General features: G+C 67.5%; 12 protein-coding genes. 9 read left to right on the top strand and 3 right to left on the bottom strand.

The annotated features are described in order from the left end of the window. Positions 1-204: 204 nt before the first annotated feature. From ACIQPR_RS47050 to ACIQPR_RS47040, 3 genes are all read left to right on the top strand, one after another. Entirely contained in the window at positions 205-537 is a 333-nt protein-coding gene (locus tag ACIQPR_RS47050; protein ID WP_403663276.1) for a hypothetical protein, read from the top strand. Further along, positions 534-2,162, top strand: a complete 1,629-nt coding sequence (locus ACIQPR_RS47045) for a hypothetical protein (protein WP_403663273.1) — start codon at positions 534-536, stop codon at positions 2,160-2,162. The genes ACIQPR_RS47050 and ACIQPR_RS47045 overlap by 4 nt, the downstream gene beginning before the upstream one ends. Positions 2,163-3,397: 1,235 nt before the next feature. Then, on the top strand, positions 3,398-3,688 hold the full coding sequence (locus tag ACIQPR_RS47040) for a HAMP domain-containing protein (protein WP_403663373.1): 291 nt from the start codon (positions 3,398-3,400) through the stop codon (positions 3,686-3,688). A 300-nt stretch (positions 3,689-3,988) separates the two neighbouring features. Here ACIQPR_RS47040 and ACIQPR_RS47035 read toward each other — a convergent pair whose 3' ends face one another. Then, complete coding sequence (locus ACIQPR_RS47035) at positions 3,989-5,476, bottom strand: NAD-dependent succinate-semialdehyde dehydrogenase (RefSeq protein ID WP_403663270.1); 1,488 nt, start codon at positions 5,474-5,476, stop codon at positions 3,989-3,991. A gap of 506 nt (positions 5,477-5,982) precedes the next feature. Here ACIQPR_RS47035 and ACIQPR_RS47030 point away from each other — a divergent pair. Then, positions 5,983-7,005, top strand: coding sequence for an ornithine cyclodeaminase family protein (locus ACIQPR_RS47030; protein WP_403663267.1), 1,023 nt, complete (start codon positions 5,983-5,985; stop codon positions 7,003-7,005). A gap of 177 nt (positions 7,006-7,182) precedes the next feature. Here the strand turns inward: ACIQPR_RS47030 and ACIQPR_RS47025 are convergent, their stop codons facing one another. Together ACIQPR_RS47025 and ACIQPR_RS47020 are read right to left on the bottom strand one after the other, a co-directional pair. Then, the gene (locus ACIQPR_RS47025; protein WP_403663370.1) at positions 7,183-7,290 is read right to left on the bottom strand and encodes an aldehyde dehydrogenase family protein; all 108 of its coding nucleotides are present in this window, start codon (positions 7,288-7,290) and stop codon (positions 7,183-7,185) included. 141 nt (positions 7,291-7,431) lie between these two features. Beyond that, complete coding sequence (locus tag ACIQPR_RS47020; RefSeq protein ID WP_403663264.1) at positions 7,432-7,713, bottom strand: hypothetical protein; 282 nt, start codon at positions 7,711-7,713, stop codon at positions 7,432-7,434. A gap of 148 nt (positions 7,714-7,861) precedes the next feature. Here ACIQPR_RS47020 and ACIQPR_RS47015 point away from each other — a divergent pair, with 148 nt between their 5' ends. The 5 genes from ACIQPR_RS47015 to ACIQPR_RS46995 all read left to right on the top strand — a co-directional run bounded on the left by ACIQPR_RS47015 (position 7,862) and on the right by ACIQPR_RS46995 (position 16,515). Beyond that, positions 7,862-8,095: a hypothetical protein gene (locus ACIQPR_RS47015; protein ID WP_403663261.1), complete on the top strand. Its 234-nt coding sequence runs from the start codon at positions 7,862-7,864 to the stop codon at positions 8,093-8,095. 917 nt (positions 8,096-9,012) lie between these two features. Further along, the gene (locus tag ACIQPR_RS47010) at positions 9,013-10,035 is read left to right on the top strand and encodes an ornithine cyclodeaminase family protein (RefSeq protein ID WP_403663258.1); all 1,023 of its coding nucleotides are present in this window, start codon (positions 9,013-9,015) and stop codon (positions 10,033-10,035) included. 119 nt (positions 10,036-10,154) lie between these two features. Further along, the gene (locus tag ACIQPR_RS47005; RefSeq protein ID WP_403663255.1) at positions 10,155-11,078 is read left to right on the top strand and encodes a dihydrodipicolinate synthase family protein; all 924 of its coding nucleotides are present in this window, start codon (positions 10,155-10,157) and stop codon (positions 11,076-11,078) included. 791 nt (positions 11,079-11,869) lie between these two features. Continuing rightward, positions 11,870-13,330 carry a purine-cytosine permease family protein gene (locus ACIQPR_RS47000; protein WP_403663252.1) on the top strand — a complete coding sequence of 487 codons (1,461 nt, stop codon included), beginning with the start codon at positions 11,870-11,872 and terminating at the stop codon, positions 13,328-13,330. A 233-nt stretch (positions 13,331-13,563) separates the two neighbouring features. Beyond that, the gene (locus tag ACIQPR_RS46995) at positions 13,564-16,515 is read left to right on the top strand and encodes a SpoIIE family protein phosphatase (protein ID WP_403663249.1); all 2,952 of its coding nucleotides are present in this window, start codon (positions 13,564-13,566) and stop codon (positions 16,513-16,515) included. Positions 16,516-16,554 lie beyond the last annotated feature (39 nt).

Below are 16,554 nucleotides of genomic sequence, written 5' to 3'. Positions count from 1 at the left end.
GTCCAGCAGAAACCTCGCACGTGCCGCCCCGTCCGCACCTGGCGCGCATACCTCGAATCTCTGCGTGGCGCTCGGGACCCCCAGATCGCTGGCCCCACGTGTTCCCGGCAGCCCCTTCTCACCTTGGCGGAGCCAATGTACGCGTCCCCTCATACACCCGATTCGCCCCTGGACCCCGGAGGCTCCCATGACCGAACGGATACTGTGCTGGCCGAGATGCGACGGGTGTCCGGAAAGTTGGATCGCGCCGTTCTCATCGCCGTCGCCCTTTGCTTCACGCTGACCGTGGCACCCGGCTTGGTGGGAGGCGATGTGTTCGCCGCCAAGGTGCTGGGCACACCTGTGACCGCAGGCTTCCTGCTGTGTCTCATCCTGGCGCTGGCGCTGCTGTGGAGCGTGGACCGCTACGACCGACGCTGTGTGCGAAGCCTGGAGCCGCTCGGTCCGCAGGCTCGTGATGCCGAATCGACAAGGGCAGGACATGTGAGGCAGGCACCCCACACGCTCTTCTCAAGACCCGGAGACAACCAGTGGTGAGGGCACTGGCCCTGAGCGCGGTCAGCTCCTACGACCACGGCTTTGTGGTGGTCGGCTTCATGATCTTCATTGTCGTGGCCCTGTTCCTGGCCATCATGGGGGGCCCGGACGGTGACAGCCCGGAAGAGTTCGCCGTGGGGTCACGTACCCTTACACCCTTCAAGAATGGTGCCGCGCTATCGGGCACCTACCTGGCGACGACCGTCTTGTTGAACGTGACGGCTACCGTGGCACTCGTCGGCTTTGACGGCATCACCGTGGCGGTCGACCTGTTGCTTTCGCTGGGTCTCCTGGCCGTACTCGCCAGACCGCTCCGGCAGAGCGGCGGTCGCACCCTCGGTGACCTCTTCGCTCTGAGATTCTCCGGCGCCGCCCCCCGGATCGCGGCAGCAGTGGCCACGCTCGCCGTCAGTGTCCCCTTCCTGGTCATCCAGCTCAGCAGCGCCGGAGACGTCACGGCCCAACTGCTCGGCATGTCCTCGATCGGCGCCAAGCAGACCTGCACTGTGGTGCTCGGTGTACTCGTGGTGCTGTGTCCCATGCTCGGTGGCATGAAAGGCCACACCTTGGTGCAGATCCTCAGCTGCGCGGTCACCGTGGTCGCGCTGGGCGTGGCTACCTTGGCCCTTCTCGCCCATTTCCACGGCGATTTCGGCGCCCTGGTGTCTCAAGCCGCACAGAACAGCGGACAGCACGATCAGTACCTCCAGCCGGGGCACGCGATGGGTACCACGTCCCTGGGCCGGCTTGACCATCTCGGGCTGCAGTTGGCGCTGGTGCTGGGCACGCCCTGTATGCCGCACATCCTTGTACGGATACAGGCCAGTGGCGACGGTGCAGCCGCCCGCCGTTCTGTACGGAACGCCTGCTTCATAGTGGCCGCTGTCTGCCTGACACTGGTTCTCCTCGGCTTCGGCGCCGCAGCGGTCGTCGGCGGAGGCGCGATCATCGACGCCGGGACCGACGGGAATTCATCCCTCCTGTTGATCGCCCATTCCCTGCTGGGAGGCTCCACCAGCGCACTGGGGAACCTACTGTTCACCGCTGTCGCCTGCGCCGCGTTTCTCAGCGTGCTGTCAGTGGTCGGGGGCGCAACGCTGACCGCAGCCTCGTCCATCGCCCGTGACGTGTACCTTCACGCCCCCCGGCGAAGGCAGTCCGTGCCCCGCGGCGAGGTACCGGTAGCTCGCGCTGCTGCTGCCGTGCTCGGGTGCGTCGGCATCTTCATCGCCGTCGTCCTGCAAGGTGCGTCCACAGCCTTCGGCTCCCAGCTCACCATGGGCATCGCCGCGTCGTCGATCCTGCCCGCGCTGATCTACAGCCTGTACTGGCGTGGATACAACCGAACCGGGCTGGTGTGGACCATCTACGGAGGAACTATCCTCGCCCTCGTACTCCCGGTCTTCTCACCCAGGTCCGACACATCGTCAACATTTGTCCCCCATGTGGACTTCGCCTGGTTCCGGTTTCAGAGCCCCGCACTGGTGTCGGTTCCCCTGGCCTTCCTCTTGGGATGGATGGGCAGCCGGATGGGGCGCTCCCGAACCACGGCCACTGACGAGCGGCGCCGCCTTGAGGCGGACACGCTCCAGCTCATCGGAGCCGGAGCAGAACGGACCGGCTGACCCTGCACCCGTGCAATCGGTGTTGCGGCCACACAGCATTGAAGAGCCGGAAGCCATGCCTCGCTCCCACGAGTCCCGGACCGACGCGGACCTTTCGCCCACGGGCCGGCACGGCCTCGTCCCTCCCGCTGCCTCATCAGCGATGGAGCGAGACTGACCAGATCAGACACACTGCGGCTATAGGGGATCCGGGGCAGGGCTCCGGTATCGAGGCAGCATTGCGGCTGTCGGCGATAAGGGCGGTCGCCGACAGCCGGGCCGTCAGGGACGGCCGTATCAGGGGGCGAAGCACCACAGCCACGGCCAGGACTTCGGTCCTGGCCGCCCGTCTTCGACAAGGCTGGCGGGGCAAGGTGCCACGAACCGAGCGGCCATTGGACGATGACGGCGGCCTACTGGTTTCGTTCGTGGCTGACCTGCGACGGTTATGAGTGCGGGCAGGAAGCCAGCCCTACCGGGAGCTGGACCACAGGGTTCACTACTCCTCGACGACGCTCGCGGACGCTGCGTCGGGCCGGAAGGTCTGCCTGCCACACTTGCCTATGTTCGCGGATGCGACGGCGGTCCAGCATAGTGGGAGGTCCGCTGGAGAACTGCCTGCGGCTTCCCCAAGGTCACGGCACGGGAGTCGATCGGTTATCCGCCGCCGGTGGATGCGCGGCCCGCGCTCGCTACGCGGCCGGCTCGTGTGGGGTGTGACCCTGCTGGCCGCGGCCGCCGTCCAGACCGCCCAGATGATCGGCGCCGTGGTGATGCAGTTGGGTGCTGAAACGGGTCGACAGGCAGTTGGAACAGTTCGCGCTCCCGAACCAGGCCTTAGCGCGGCGCGCCGAGCCAGCCGTTGCACCCGTGCCGGACGTCACCACCCTTCCCTCGGACTTCCCAGTCACCATTTCGGTGCCTCCGGCAAGGAGCAGGGCACCCTCGGCGGAGGGAGAACACCGGATCCGGATCTCACCCGGCGGTCGGCGAACTGCATCTGACGCGGGGACAGGCCACGGTCCCCGCCGAGTCGGGAGATGTCCCCGGCAGGTTCTACGGCCAGTTGGGCCCGGCGCGAGGACCACGCACGTGTCGCCCTGCCCCCGGCTCGGTGGAGGGGGGGCGTGTCGAAGCAGACGCCCTCAGCGCGGTCGTCCTGGCCGTGGTCGTGGCCGGTCTGATCGCCGTCGGCCGGTCGGTGGTCCGCCTCGGCCTGCTGCAGCTGACCCGTATGGTGCACATGACCCAGTGGGATCGAGGCCGGGAGCCTCGGCCTGCGACTGCCCGACACGGACCAGCGTGCCGAGACGGGCCGATTGGGAGCCGCACTGAACGACATGCTCGACCGTCTTCAACAGGCCCTACCACCAGAGGGATTCCCGGAGGTCGGCTGCGGCGGGTCGTGGCGGACGCCGGGCATGAGCTGCGGACGCCGCGCACCACCGTCCAGGGCTTCGCCCAGCTCGGCCTACGCCAACCGGACCGTCCAGCCGAATAGCGCCTGGAGGCCGACCAACAAGTCGCCCGCAGCGACGAGCAGATGACCTCCCCGTACGTCCTGCTCTCCGGGCGTACGCCATCACGGTCGGCAACCCTGCGGATCCCAGTGTGTGGAACCGCAGCCGACGACTGACCTGCGGATGCCCATGGCAGGCGGTGGCGGCGGGTGCGGCAGCAGTTGCCGCCTGTGCAAAGCCTCAGTTCCATGTAAGGGGAAGTGCGGGTGCGCCCCTGAGACGTTTCGCGTACAGCAGGGGTAGCGCGGCATCCCCGAAGGCGTTAGCCGCCAACCGGCGACTTTCACCAGATACAAACCAGTGACCGGCTTGCAGTTGCGATGCCGGTCAGGATGCCCCTGCCCCCTCCCAGGCCAGGTATTTCATTTCCAGGTACTCGTCGATCCCGTACACGGACCCTTCGCGCCCGAGTCCGGACTGCTTGATCCCACCGAACGGTGCCACCTCGTTGGAGATCAGGCCCGTGTTGATGCCGACCATCCCGTATTCGAGTGCTGCCGCCACGCGCCACGTGCGTTCGGCGTCGCGGGTGAACAGGTAGGCGGCCAGGCCGTACTCGGTGTCGTTGGCGACCCGCACCGCCTCCGCTTCGTCGCTGAAGCGGATCAGCGGAAGGACGGGGCCGAAAGTCTCCTCACGCGTGATCCGCATCGCGGAGGTGACCTCGGAGAGCACGGTAGGCCGGAAGAACTGGCCGCCGCCCGCGTCGCGGGCGCCGCCGCAACGGATGCGCGCGCCGTGGGTCACCGCGTCCTCGACGTGCGACTCGACCTTCGCCACCGCGGCTTCGTCGATGAGCGGGCCGATCTCGACGCCGTCGTCGAAGCCGTTTCCGACGACGAGCTGCTCGGCACGCGCGGTCAGCAACTCGGCGAACTTGTCGTACACGCCGTCCTGGACATAGATCCGGTTGGCGCCGATGCACGACTGGCCGGTGTTCCGGAACTTCGCGGCGAGCACCCCGGCCACAGCGGTCTCGAGGTCGGCATCGTCGAAGATCAGGACGGGCGCGTTCCCACCGAGTTCCATGGACGTCTTCTTGACCGTGTCCGCGGACTGGGCGAGCAGGAGTCGGCCGACCTCGGTGGAGCCGGTGAAACTGACTTTGCGTACCAGCGGATGGTGCGTCAACTCGGCACCAATCTCTCGCGGGTCGCCGGTGACGATGTTGAGGACGCCCTCGGGGATGCCGGCACGGGTACCCAGGTCAGCGAGGGCGAGCGCGGTCAAGGGTGTCTGTTCAGCCGGTTTGACCACCATCGTGCAACCGGCGGCGAGTGCCGGAGCCGCCTTGCGAGTGATCATCGCGGCGGGGAAGTTCCACGGTGTGATGGCCGCGCACACGCCCACGGGTTCCTTGAGCACCGCGATACGCCGCGACGCCTGGGGCGCAGGGAACAGGTCGCCCCGCACTCGCTTGGCCTCCTCGGCGAACCATTCGATGAAGGATGCCGCGTAGGCGACCTCGGCTCTGGCCTCAGCGAGGGGCTTTCCCTCTTCCCAGGTGATGAGCCGCGCCAGGTCCTCCGCGTTGGCGGTCACAAGATCGAACCAGCGGCGCAGTACCCGTGCGCGATCGGCGGCTGATCGCACCCGCCAGGCGGCGTGGGCGCGATGGGCCGCGTGAATGGCCTCGGTGGTCTGGGCGCGACTGAGCATCGGGAGGTCGGCGATCCTGAGGCCGTTCGCCGGATCGCGGACGGAGTAACTGCCGGACTCTCCCTCGCCGATCCATTCCCCGTCGACGTAGGCACCTGTATGCAGCAGCGACAAATCTTTTAGGGACGACCTGTCGCTGGATGGGGTGCTGGTCATGGGCTCTCCCGGATCGGATTCTGTCTATCGGTGCATGGTCCACGCTGCTCGTCGAGGCTGCCGGGGACAAATCAATGCTGCTCATGTCCACAATTCCTGGGCGGAATGAATTCAGGTCGCCTTGGAGAATCAGCCCTGTCGGTGTGACCAGTCACCTTGTGCATACGGGACATCAGCACAATTGATTTTTGATTGTGACGCGGGGAGCGCAGAGTGGTGTCGCGGCGACGAACATGGGACGGCATGCCTGCCAGGAAGTCCTCTTATGCTCCGCCGTGGCCTGGTGGGCCGGAGCCCGTGTCGCGACCTATGCCGTTGGCGGTGACGCTGACCGGGCCGATGCGGCAACAGCACGTGCTGGTGCGGCAGCACGTGCTGTTGCCGCAGTACGGGGACTTCGCGGTAGCCGGGGCGCGGCTCCACCGCCGAGCCTTGTGCGGCCCTATCGCGGGCCGTCGCCACCGCGCCCGCATGAGCCGATCAACTGCGTCAGGAGAGCCAGCACGATGAATGAACAGGTGGACGAAGCGCCGTACTTCGTGTCGAACCAGACCGCGGAGGCTGTCTTCGACATGGGAGAGGCGATCGCCGCGCTGCAGCGGGCGTACGCCGGCCCCGTCACCAAGGCGAACAATCCCTCCCGGACCAACGTGCATGGCGAAGGCGTGGACTTCCGGGTGCTGCCGGCCGCGCCCGCAGGCTCGCGGTACTTCGGCGCCAAGATCATGGGCGTCACGTTCCAGCCAGGAGGCGGGGGGTTTAAGGGGGCTGGCTACGTCATCGTCCTGTTCGACCGTGACACCAGCAAGGTCGGGGCGTTCGTCGACGGCAAATTCATCACGGGCTACCGGACGGCAGCGACCTCCGCGGCGGCCCTGGATCGTCTCGCCGCTCCCGGCCCCATCCGGTTGGGCGTGCTCGGCAGCGGCTTCGAGGCCACGACGCACGTAAGGGCCTTCGCGGAGGTCCGAGAGATCAGCGAGATCACGGTCTACAGCCCGACCCCGGAACGCCGGGCCGCTTTCGCGCGGACGATGACCGAGTCGCTCGGGATCCCCTGCGTCGCGGCGGAGAGCCCGGAGGCGGCCCAGGCGTACTTCCGCGAGAGCGCCGACGTCGTCCTCGCGGCCGCACGCTCCCGCGGGGAGAAGCCGATCCTGTTCGGCGACGACCTGCGGCCCGGGACGACCGTGGTGTCCATCGGCTCGACCGCTCCGCACCAGCGTGAGATCGACGCTAGTGTCATCGAGCGCTGCGACGTCATCGTCTGCGACAACCTGGCCGAGGTGACGGACGAGACCGGCGACCTGATCGCTGCCGCGGAGGCCGGGATCTCCTTCCGGGACAAGTGTGTGTCGCTGCACGACCTCATGAGCGGGGAGGCCCAGGACGCCGTGGAGCGGGCCGGTATTCGGATGTTCAAGTCGGTCGGCGGCGGCCTCCAGGACGTGGTGACGGCGGGCATCGTGCTGGAAAAGGCGGTGGCGGCAGGACTGGCCGTCCCGCTGCCCGTGGATTTCGCCCGGTAGCCCCGGTTGTTCGGAAGACAACAGAGGTAACAGCCCTACGAGCCCCGGCCGCCTGCCGGGGCTCGTGCTATACGCTCACGCGGGAGGAGAGAACCGACGAGCCGTCAGAAGGGGTAGCGCTGGATGTCCTGCTGGACCGTGATCCACTGCACCTCGCTGAAGGTGTCGAGGTTGGCCCTACCCCCGAAGGTGAACGCCGCTCCCGGACGCCTTCGCGCCGCCGAAGGGAGCGGCCGCCTCGTCGTCCTCGGTCTGGTCGTTGATGTGGACCGTGGCGGACTCGATACGACCTGGGAGTCGGCTTCCAGGCCACCACGCACGGCTCGTCCGTGTCGTTGAACCAGACGTGGTTGGCCGCGCTGGACGAAGACATCGCCGGCGTAGAGCCGGACCTGCTCTCCACCGTCCATTTCCTTACCGACCGTGTCACGGAACGACGCCGTAGTCGATGGAGTGGGTACGGAGTATCGACGAGCGGACCCCGGGCTCCAACTCGCCGACGCGGGACACCGCGCCGTCGGGTAAGGTCACGCCGATCTTGCGTAGGCCGCCGTCGGTCTCGTCGGAGTTTTTGGCGGGGCTGCTGACCGTGGTCCAGATTTGTTGGCCCTTGCTGCTGGGCTCGTCCAGGACCGTGTCGTTGAGGATGACAGCCAGTCCCTTGCCATCGTGGCCGGTGACCACGCGTCGGTTGGTGGTTGCGCCCATGGGAGCCTCCTGTTGCTCCGGGTGTCTGGTGTTGATGGGTGGTGAGTGGATGGTCAGTTGCCGCGTCCGGCGGTCGCGCGCATGGATGAGACGAACGGAGCGTCGGTTGCCGCAGCCACGTCCGCCTCGGTGCCTCTGGCTGCAGGTCGTGCAGAACCGGGCGACCGTCTCGGATGTCGAAGACGGCGATTTCCGTCACGACGACGTCGACCTCGCCGCACGTGGTGAGCGGGTGCAGGCACTCGGAGAGGATCTTCGATTCGCCGCGGGAGTTGCGGTGGGTGTTGGCCACGACAAACCTTCGGGCGCCGATGTCGAGGTCCATCGCGCCGCCGACACCGAGCGTCCAGTCCCGGGATCGGACGGTAGTTCGATTCAGTGACGGCTCTGCTGGAGTCCACCCGCGGCTCCGGCGCACGGGTGACCTACTCGGGCGCCGTCTGGAAGGCACAGACTGGGAGACTGGTTACTTCATGCTCCCCGGCGTGGTGACCTGGCCGCCCCACGAGTCGGACCTCGTCGCCCGCGAGCAGTTCGTGCCGACCACGCCGGTCGTCCCGTCGATGACGTCGACGACGCGGACTGCCAGGGCCTGCGCGGCCCTGGGTGGCGATGGCGAACCCGCTCAGGTACTCCGCCACGTCGGTCTCACGGGGGGAGTCGACTGCGAGAGCAGACGGTGCCTAACTTGTTCTCCTCCGAACAGCACATGACTGTTGCCTATTTTTCGGCTTGTCCGCGAGATCGAGGTATTCGCATTTCGTATGACACCCATAAGAATTCTTCATGGGGATGGCGGCGGCTTGGGCGTGTGCTGTAGCGGTGCGTGATGTGGGCATTCCGTACAACGCTTCGGCCTTTCGCCTGGTCAGCCGTCCGGCGCGGCACAGGTGGTCATCGGACCCGCGCACCTCGGGACTGTCCGGTCGAGGGCACCGGAATTGGGTATACGTTGCCCTCGATGCTCCAAGGTCTCGGGAGGCGGCAGCCAATCCGCCGGCGTTGGAAACGCGCTGTCTCCGGCAGGCATCAAAGGCACGAATAGCTGGTAGTTAAAGGCGTGCCTTGCCCGTCGGGCCGCTGCGCCCGCAGGATCGTCGTGTGGCGGACGAGGGCTGTGCCCATGTCGGGGTGCCCACCCGTCGACGGTGGTGTGGGCGTTCTACCGGCTGACGAACGAAATCCATGGCCGTGATGACCCCGCCTTGTCTGACCGTTCTCACCAGGGGAGGGCGGAGGCGTGAGCCGTGGCTTTCGTGTCCGCTGTGACTCCGTCGCACCGCATCGGAAGGCCGCTTCATGACAACCGCTTCTCCCTCCAGCCCCGTCTTCGTGTCGGGCGCCGCCGCGGAGGCCGTATTCCAGTGGAAGGACGCGGTGTCCGCGCTGCAGGCCGCGTACGCCCAGCCTTTCGATGCGGCGTCCACGCCGCCGCGCACCGTGGCGACGGAAGGCGGTGCCTCGCTTCGGACCCTTCCGGCGATCCCGGCGGGTGCGCGTTATTTCGGTGCCAAGGTGATGGGCATGACCATGGCCGGGGCCACGCCTGGGTGCGAGTACGTGATCGTGCTGTTCGACCGGGAGACGGGCCAGATCACGGCGTTCGTCGACGGCAACCTGGTCACGGGTCTGCGCACGGCGGCCACGTCCGCCGCGGCCCTGGACCGCCTCGTGCCCGAGCGGCCGGCGCGGCTCGCCGTGCTGGGCAGCGGGCTGGAGGCGGCGATGCACACCCGTGCGTTCGCGGCTGTGCGTTCGCTGACCGAGGTGATGGTGTTCAGTCCGTCACCCGAGCGGCGCCAGGACTTCGCGCGGCAGATCTCCGAGGAACTGGGCGTGCCGGTGCGCGCCGTGGACGGGCCCGAGGAGGCGGTGGAGGGGGCGGACATCGTCCTGGCCGCCGCGCGGTCCAGGGGCGAGAAGCCGATCCTGTTCGGCGACTGGCTGCGACCGGGCATGGCCGTTGTGTCGATTGGTTCGACCGTGCCTCACCAGCGTGAGATCGACTTCAGCGTCGTCGAGCGCGCCGATCTGATCGTCTGCGACGTGCTCGAAGAAGTCCTCGAGGAGACCGGAGACATGCTGGCGGCCGAAGAGGCCGGCATCGCGTTCCGTGACAAGTCGTTCTCAATGAACGCGCTGCTGGCGGGGGACCTCGACGATCGTCTTCGGTCGGCGTCCCTCCCCATGTTCAAGTCGGTCGGCAGCGGTGTGCAGGACGTGCTTGTCGCCCAGGTCATCCTCACCAAAGCGCTGGAGAGCGGCCAGGTGACGAGTCTTCCGATCGAGTTCGACACCAAGCGCCCTCACCGCAGCCGCTGAGAGAACACCTGAAGTGCACCCAATAGGAGGATTTGAAGATGGTCAGCTACAGCCGTAGTGAAGCCCGGGACTGGGCCCGGGAAAAGATGGTGGGCGTGGCGAACGTCACCATTCCCACCATGACGTCGGATTTCAAGCACCTCAATGAGAAAGCGATCCGGCACGATATCGAGAAGACGGTCGAGCACGGTTTCGCCGGCACTCTGGCCTGCTCCGAGGTGGCGATCACGCCCGAGGAGTACGGCCGCTTCGTCGAGATCATGGTCGATCAGGCGAAGGGCCGTACCTTCGTCGTGCACCACGCGATCTTCAACTCTCTCGAGGACAACATCGAGAACGCGCGGCGGGCGGAGGCCGCCGGCGCCGAACTCGTGCTCCTTGGTTACCCGCCGTTCTTCCACCCGAAGTCGCTGGAGGACGTGTACGAGTACACCAAGGCCTTCTGCGACGCGACGAACATGGCGGTCATGCTGTTCCCGGTGCCGACCTGGGGCTTCTCCCGGTTCCACCCAGCCGACCTGCCGGTGCCGCTGCTGCGTCGGCTCATCGACGACTGCCCCAACGTCGTGGCGATCAAGGCTGAAGGCGGCGCGCCCGTGGTCATGGGCGCGATCGAGGCGTACCAGGCGTTCCATAAGGAGGTCGTGATCTCCTACCCGCTGGAGTGGGAGTTCGTGCCGCTGTCGCGGCTGATTCCGGTGCAGTTCTGCGGGACCAACTTCTCCGCCTACTACGGTCCCTGGCTGCCGCACATCTTCGACCTGCTCCAGAAGGGCGACCACGACAAGGCCACCGAGCTCTTCTACCAGTTCCAGCCCGCCCGCACCGCCTTCAACACCGTGGGGATGGGCGGCGGCGTCAACCGTGCGATGTGGAAGTACCAGTCCTGGCTCCAGGGCTACAACGGCGGTCCGCTGCGCCACCCCACCGGGCGGGTGCACCCCCGCCAGATGACCGTGCTGCGCAAGGGCCAGGAGGCGTCCGGCCTCAACCCGACCGACACCCCTGACGAGGAGTTCTTCGTCGGCCGCAACCCCGCCTGACAGCCACTCGTCCACACCGCCGGCCGGTCGCCCCTTTCATGGGCGACCGGCCTTGGGCATCCACGGGGGAACCGGTCAGGTCAGCCCGGCATCGACGAACTCGACAACAGATCCGGCCCCGCCATATCGGAATGTGCGGCACATCCCGGATCAGTGCGGTGGACGGAACCTCTACAGGCCATCCATTTGCTTGCTCAAATAGATGGCCTGTGTGCTGGCAGTCGTACACCGCCGACATGCTCGCGAGACGCGGCCACCACGGAATTTCGGTGACCACGCCCGTCCGCAGGCCCTACGGCAGCCCGCCCTCGGCGACCGGTGTGCCCACCTTGGCGGGCGTGTAGGAGGCGGGGGAGCCCAGGGGCGCGGTGCTGTGGGCCTCCTGCGCTCGGCGGACGATGTCGCAATCCCCACCGAATCCAGAAGGCCCGCGTGCCGCCACCAACGGGCCCGAACAGCACATGTAGGGCCGAATGCCCACTTCGGCGGATGGCCCGGTGAGCTGGTGCCAGTGGCGATGCTGGCTCACCCGTGCCGCGGAGGGAGGGCATGGCGGTGTCGATCCCTGCGCCGGACTAGCAGAGGTGGAGCTGGTGTGTGGTTCGCCCGTGCCAACGACCTGTGTTCCGTCGGTGGGTGTCGGATGAGGCGTCCGAGGAGAAGCGTCCCGTTCGCTCGCGAGCGCTCACGGTGTCATCCTGGCTGGTGCCGAGGTGATTCGCCTGAACGTGAGAAGTCATTTCTTCCTCAACCGCGGTCGCGTCCGTACTGAGGCCGGCGAGGACTACGCTGTGAGCAAGGTGCCTTACGCGGCCAAGCGCCCCGGACGCGACTTCTCTGTGCTGGCGATGGGCGCGGTGACGTCTGTCTTCGTCTTCGCCCTCGGTGGCACGATGGTGACCTCGTACGGCCTCATCACGACCGTCATCACCGCTGTCTTCGGCTTCGTCGTCGCGACCGTCTCCTGCTCCGTCGTCGCCTGGCACGGCTCGGGCACGAGCATGGGCGTCGACGCCATGTCGCGCGGTGCCGGGTTCGGCTTCCTGGGCTCCGGCGTCAACATGCTCGCTTACGCGCTCACTTGGGTCGCTTACGCGACCTTCGAGTGCTCCTTCATCGCCAGTGCCGTACACGCACAGTGGTCCGCGCCGCCGCTGTGGGTGCTGTACCTCGTCAGTAGCTTGGTGGTGGTACCGCTGACCTGGTACGGCGTGTCACAGATCGCCTGGCTTCAGTGGGCCACGGTTCCGCTGTTCTTCATCGGTGTGGTCTACCTGCTGGTGAAGTCTCTCGGCGAGTCCGTCACCGGCACGGTGCCCGCCGGCATCACTGTCTCCGGGCTGGTCCGGGCAGCCGCGCTCCCGCTGTCGGTCGTGCCCATCCTGAGTCTGGCGCTCGGTGACTACGGTCGGTTCATCAGGCGTCGTGACCGATACTGGGCGGCGCCTGCCGGAGCCGCGCTGATGATGGGCGTTTGGGTGCTGGAGGTCGTCGCCGGAGCGATGATCACGGCGCATGTCGGCTCCGTGGACCCAGGGGGATACAGCGTTCAGTTGATGGGCTTGACCGGTCTGCTCTGGGTGATCGTCACCCAGATGAAGGTCCAGTTCGTGAACTACTACGGCGCCTCGGTAGCGCTCACCAACTTCTCCTCGCGGCTGCTGCGGGCGCCGTGGGGGCGGCGCGCGTTTCTGCTTGTCACGGCACTCCTGGCTTTCTGCTTCTCGCTCCTGGACGTGATCGACAACCTGAGCTACATCGCTGGGCTGATGGGAGTCCCGCTCACTGCCTGGCTGAGCCTGCTGGTCACCGACTTCTACCTGCGCCGGGGTGGCCGTGCCCGCCTGGGAACCACCTGGGTCGAGCATCGCCGGGCCCACCTCGCACCCGTGGGCTGGCCGGAGGTCCTCGCGATGGTGACGGTGAGTGCATTGGGCATCACCCTGATCACCGTCCACGTCCCCGGCTCGTACGACAGCATCCTGGCGCTGCTTCTCTCTTGGGTTCTGACCCCGCCTCTGGCCTTGGCTCTGCGGCGAACCGACCGGGGCCGGTCACCCGTGCTGGCCATGAGTCCGAGCCCGGACTGGCGCGACGAGCCGGGAAGCGACGACGAGAACTCCGACGCGGACCAGAACAAGGTGCTCTGCGTCACCTGCGGGAAGGAGACGTTCCGCTACGACGCCGTTCAGGTCTCCGCGTCGGGTGCAGGCCGCTGCTTCGCCTGCGATGCCGCAGGACATGCAGGGTGACTGCGCCGCTCTTGGGGGCTGACCATGGAACCGGCCGACGGGGAGCAGAAGCCGTTGCCGCAGCGAACCAGACGGGATATGTCGTGTGTCCATCGCTGCAACAGTGATGGATTATGGATCGGTATAGCACTATTTAGGGTTTCTGGAAGTCTAGGGACGAACGTATGCATGCCAAAGGGCTTCCCCGAGGTTCGCGGGCCACCATGGGGTCGCCCGAGTTGGGTCGGCTCAGCATGCTCGCTGCTCTGGGGGAGGACCACAGCGAGTCGGACGTTCTGCGGCTGGCCCTGCATCAGGCGGTCGCCGATCTCGGCGGGCTCGGCGGCTTCGTACACGTGCGGGGCCCCGGAGGAAGCCGGCGACTGCGGCTGACGACAGCGGCCGGACTGCCGCCGAGTATCTCCCGGATGTGGGAGGACATCGGCTGGGACGAGGCACTGCCCCCGGCTCGTGCCGCGCGCAGTCTCGGCACCGTCTGGCAGCCGGCCACCGGGATTCCGAGCGGTTACGTGCCCACGGCCGCGACAGGCGTGGTGGCCGTCCCGTTGCCCAGCCCTGACCTGCCACTCGGCGTGCTCTCAGTCGTCACCGTACTGCCTGACCCGCCCACCCCCGCTCAGTACGCGTTCCTGACGTCCCTCGCCGAGTGGCTCTCCGGGGTGCTACAGCGCCCCGCGGCCGCGGAGCGCGAGACGAGCCCCATCTGGTGGCGGAGCGAGGCGCCGACCGACCCCAGGCTCCAGCAGGCGTTCAACGCTGCGCGTGTCGGTGCCTGGGACTGGGACATCCGCACGGGTGAGGTCGTCTGGGACGAGGCCATGCAGCGGGTGCTCGGCATCGATCCGGAGTCCTTCGACGGACGCATCGAGAGCTGGGTGGCGTTGGTCCACCCGGAAGACCGGCCGTGGGTGATGGCGGGGACCGAGCAGTCGGTGCGCGAGCGAGGCGGATACAGCTCCGAGTACCGGGTGTGCCGCCCGGACGGCACGACGGGCTGGGTCGAGGCCCGGGGCCGGGTCGTACTCGGCGAGGACGGAGAACCGGCCCGCATGACGGGCACGCTGTGGGACACCACCGAGACCCGCCTGGCGATGGACGCGGCAGGACGTGCCCTCCGGCACATGAGTGACGCATTCCTCGCGGTCGACGCCGGCTGGCGCATCTCGTTCGTCAACCTCAGGGCGGAACAACTGCTCGGATCCTCCCAGCTCATCACCGGGCAAGTGCTATGGGACATCGAAGCGGTCCGCACCTCCGGCATCGAGCAACGGTGCCGCAGCGCCGCCGCACAGCGGACGCCGACCGGCTTCGAGGTCCCGTGGCCTGGCGGCGGGCGCTGGTATCACGTACGGCTGGTCCCGGTCCCGGACGGCCTGACCCTCTACTTCACCGACGTCACCGAACGACGGCAACGGGACGCTGAGAGCGCCGCTGCGGAGCGTGCCGCGGCCGAGCGGGCGGCTCGCATGGAGGAGCTGACCCAGTCTTTGGCCAAGGCGATCACGGTGGACGACGTGGTGTCTGCCGTGGCGGAACGGGTAATTCCGCCCTTCGGAGCCACAGGACTGCTGATGATGTCCACGGAGGACGAGCAGATGCGCCTGGTCGGAGTGGTCGGCTTCCCTGAGTCGTCACGCGCCCGCATCGCGGAGGTCATGAACGCTGGCGGCACGGCAAGCGGTGAGGTGCTACGCACGGGCGTGCCGAAGTACTTCACCTCCAGGGAGGAGTACGCCGAAGCCCACCCGCAGTCGGCCGAGCTGGCCGCCCTCGTGGGGAAGAGCGCCGGAGCGGTGCTCCCGCTCATCGTCTCCGGAAGAGCCATCGGTGCTTGCGTGCTCTCCTTCGACACCTCCCGCGTGTTCGGCAAGGAGGAGCGGACTTTGCTGAGCGCCATCGGCGGGCTCATTGCCCAAGCGCTGGAGCGGGCCCGTCTGTACGACGCCGAGCACGCCCGCGCCCAGGCACTGCAACGCGGCCTGCTGCCCCGCGCGCTGCCCTCGGTGCCCGCGGTCACGGCCGCGGCCCGCTATCTGCCAGCCGCCGGGGAGGGCATACAGGTCGGAGGCGACTGGTACGACCTGATCCCGCTCTCGGCCGACCGCGTGGCCCTGGTCATCGGCGACGTCATGGGCCATGGTCTGTCCGAAGCGGCCACGATGGGGCGGCTGCGGACGGCCGTGCACACCCTCGCCGGACTCGAACTCCCGCCGGACGAACTGTTCGCCTCCCTCAACGACCTGGTCAGCGGTTTCGGCGACGAGTTCTACGCCACCTGCCTGTACGCGGTCTACGACCCGACCGACGGGACCTGCGTGATGGCCCGTGCCGGGCATCCGCCGCCGGCCATTGTCGACTCCACCGGAACGATCTCCTTCCCGGCCCTGCCCGCCAACCCTCCGCTGGGTGCCGGCACACCGCCGTTCGAGACGGCCGAGCTCCGGCTGCCGGAGGGCAGTCTGATCGTGGCGTACACCGACGGCCTCATCGAGTCATCGCTCCGCGACATCGACACCGGTATGGACCTGCTGGCCGGGGCTATCGGCCGACACCTCTCCACGGCCTGGGGTCGGCGCCCACACGGTAACCTCAAACCGGTCCAGGCCGTCCAAGGAGAGCTGGCCGAGGGGGCTTGGGAGGCCAGGGACGAGGTCGAGGCCGAGCAGCTGCTGCATATCTGCGACTCCTTGACCTCCGCGCTCGTCCCCGCTCACGGCTTCGCCGACGACGACGCTGCGATCCTCGTGGTCCGGACCCGTGTTGTCCCGCACCGAAACATCGCGTCGTGGACACTCCCCGACGACCCCGTCGCTGCGAGCCAGGCCCGTGGCCACGTCCGGCGGCAACTGGCCGAATGGCTTCTCGAAGATCTCGTCATGTCGACGGAGATCATCGTCAGCGAACTCGTCGGCAACGTCGTCCGACACGCACGCGGTCCCATCCGGCTCCGACTGCTGCGCAGCCGGACGCTGATCTGTGAGGTCTCGGACGGGAGCCTCACCACCCCTCGTATCCGGCATGCCGATGCCACAGACGAGGGCGGCCGAGGACTCCAACTGGTCTCCGCGCTCTGCCAGCGCTGGGGCACGCGAAGCACCTCCGAAGGCAAGTGCATCTGGACGGAGCAGCCCCTGCACCCCGAGTCGCATGTGCTGAACGAACCGGCTCTGCTGGACGTGCTTTGAGAACCCGGCCGCGTGCTGAGCATGGGGTGTGGTCTCCCT

The sequence above is a fragment of the Streptomyces sp. NPDC091280 genome (genome assembly GCF_044768565.1).
Lineage (GTDB): Bacteria > Actinomycetota > Actinomycetes > Streptomycetales > Streptomycetaceae > Streptomyces.
The sequence above is the reverse complement of the archived record's forward strand: the minus strand, read 5'-3'. Positions and strand labels throughout refer to the sequence as shown.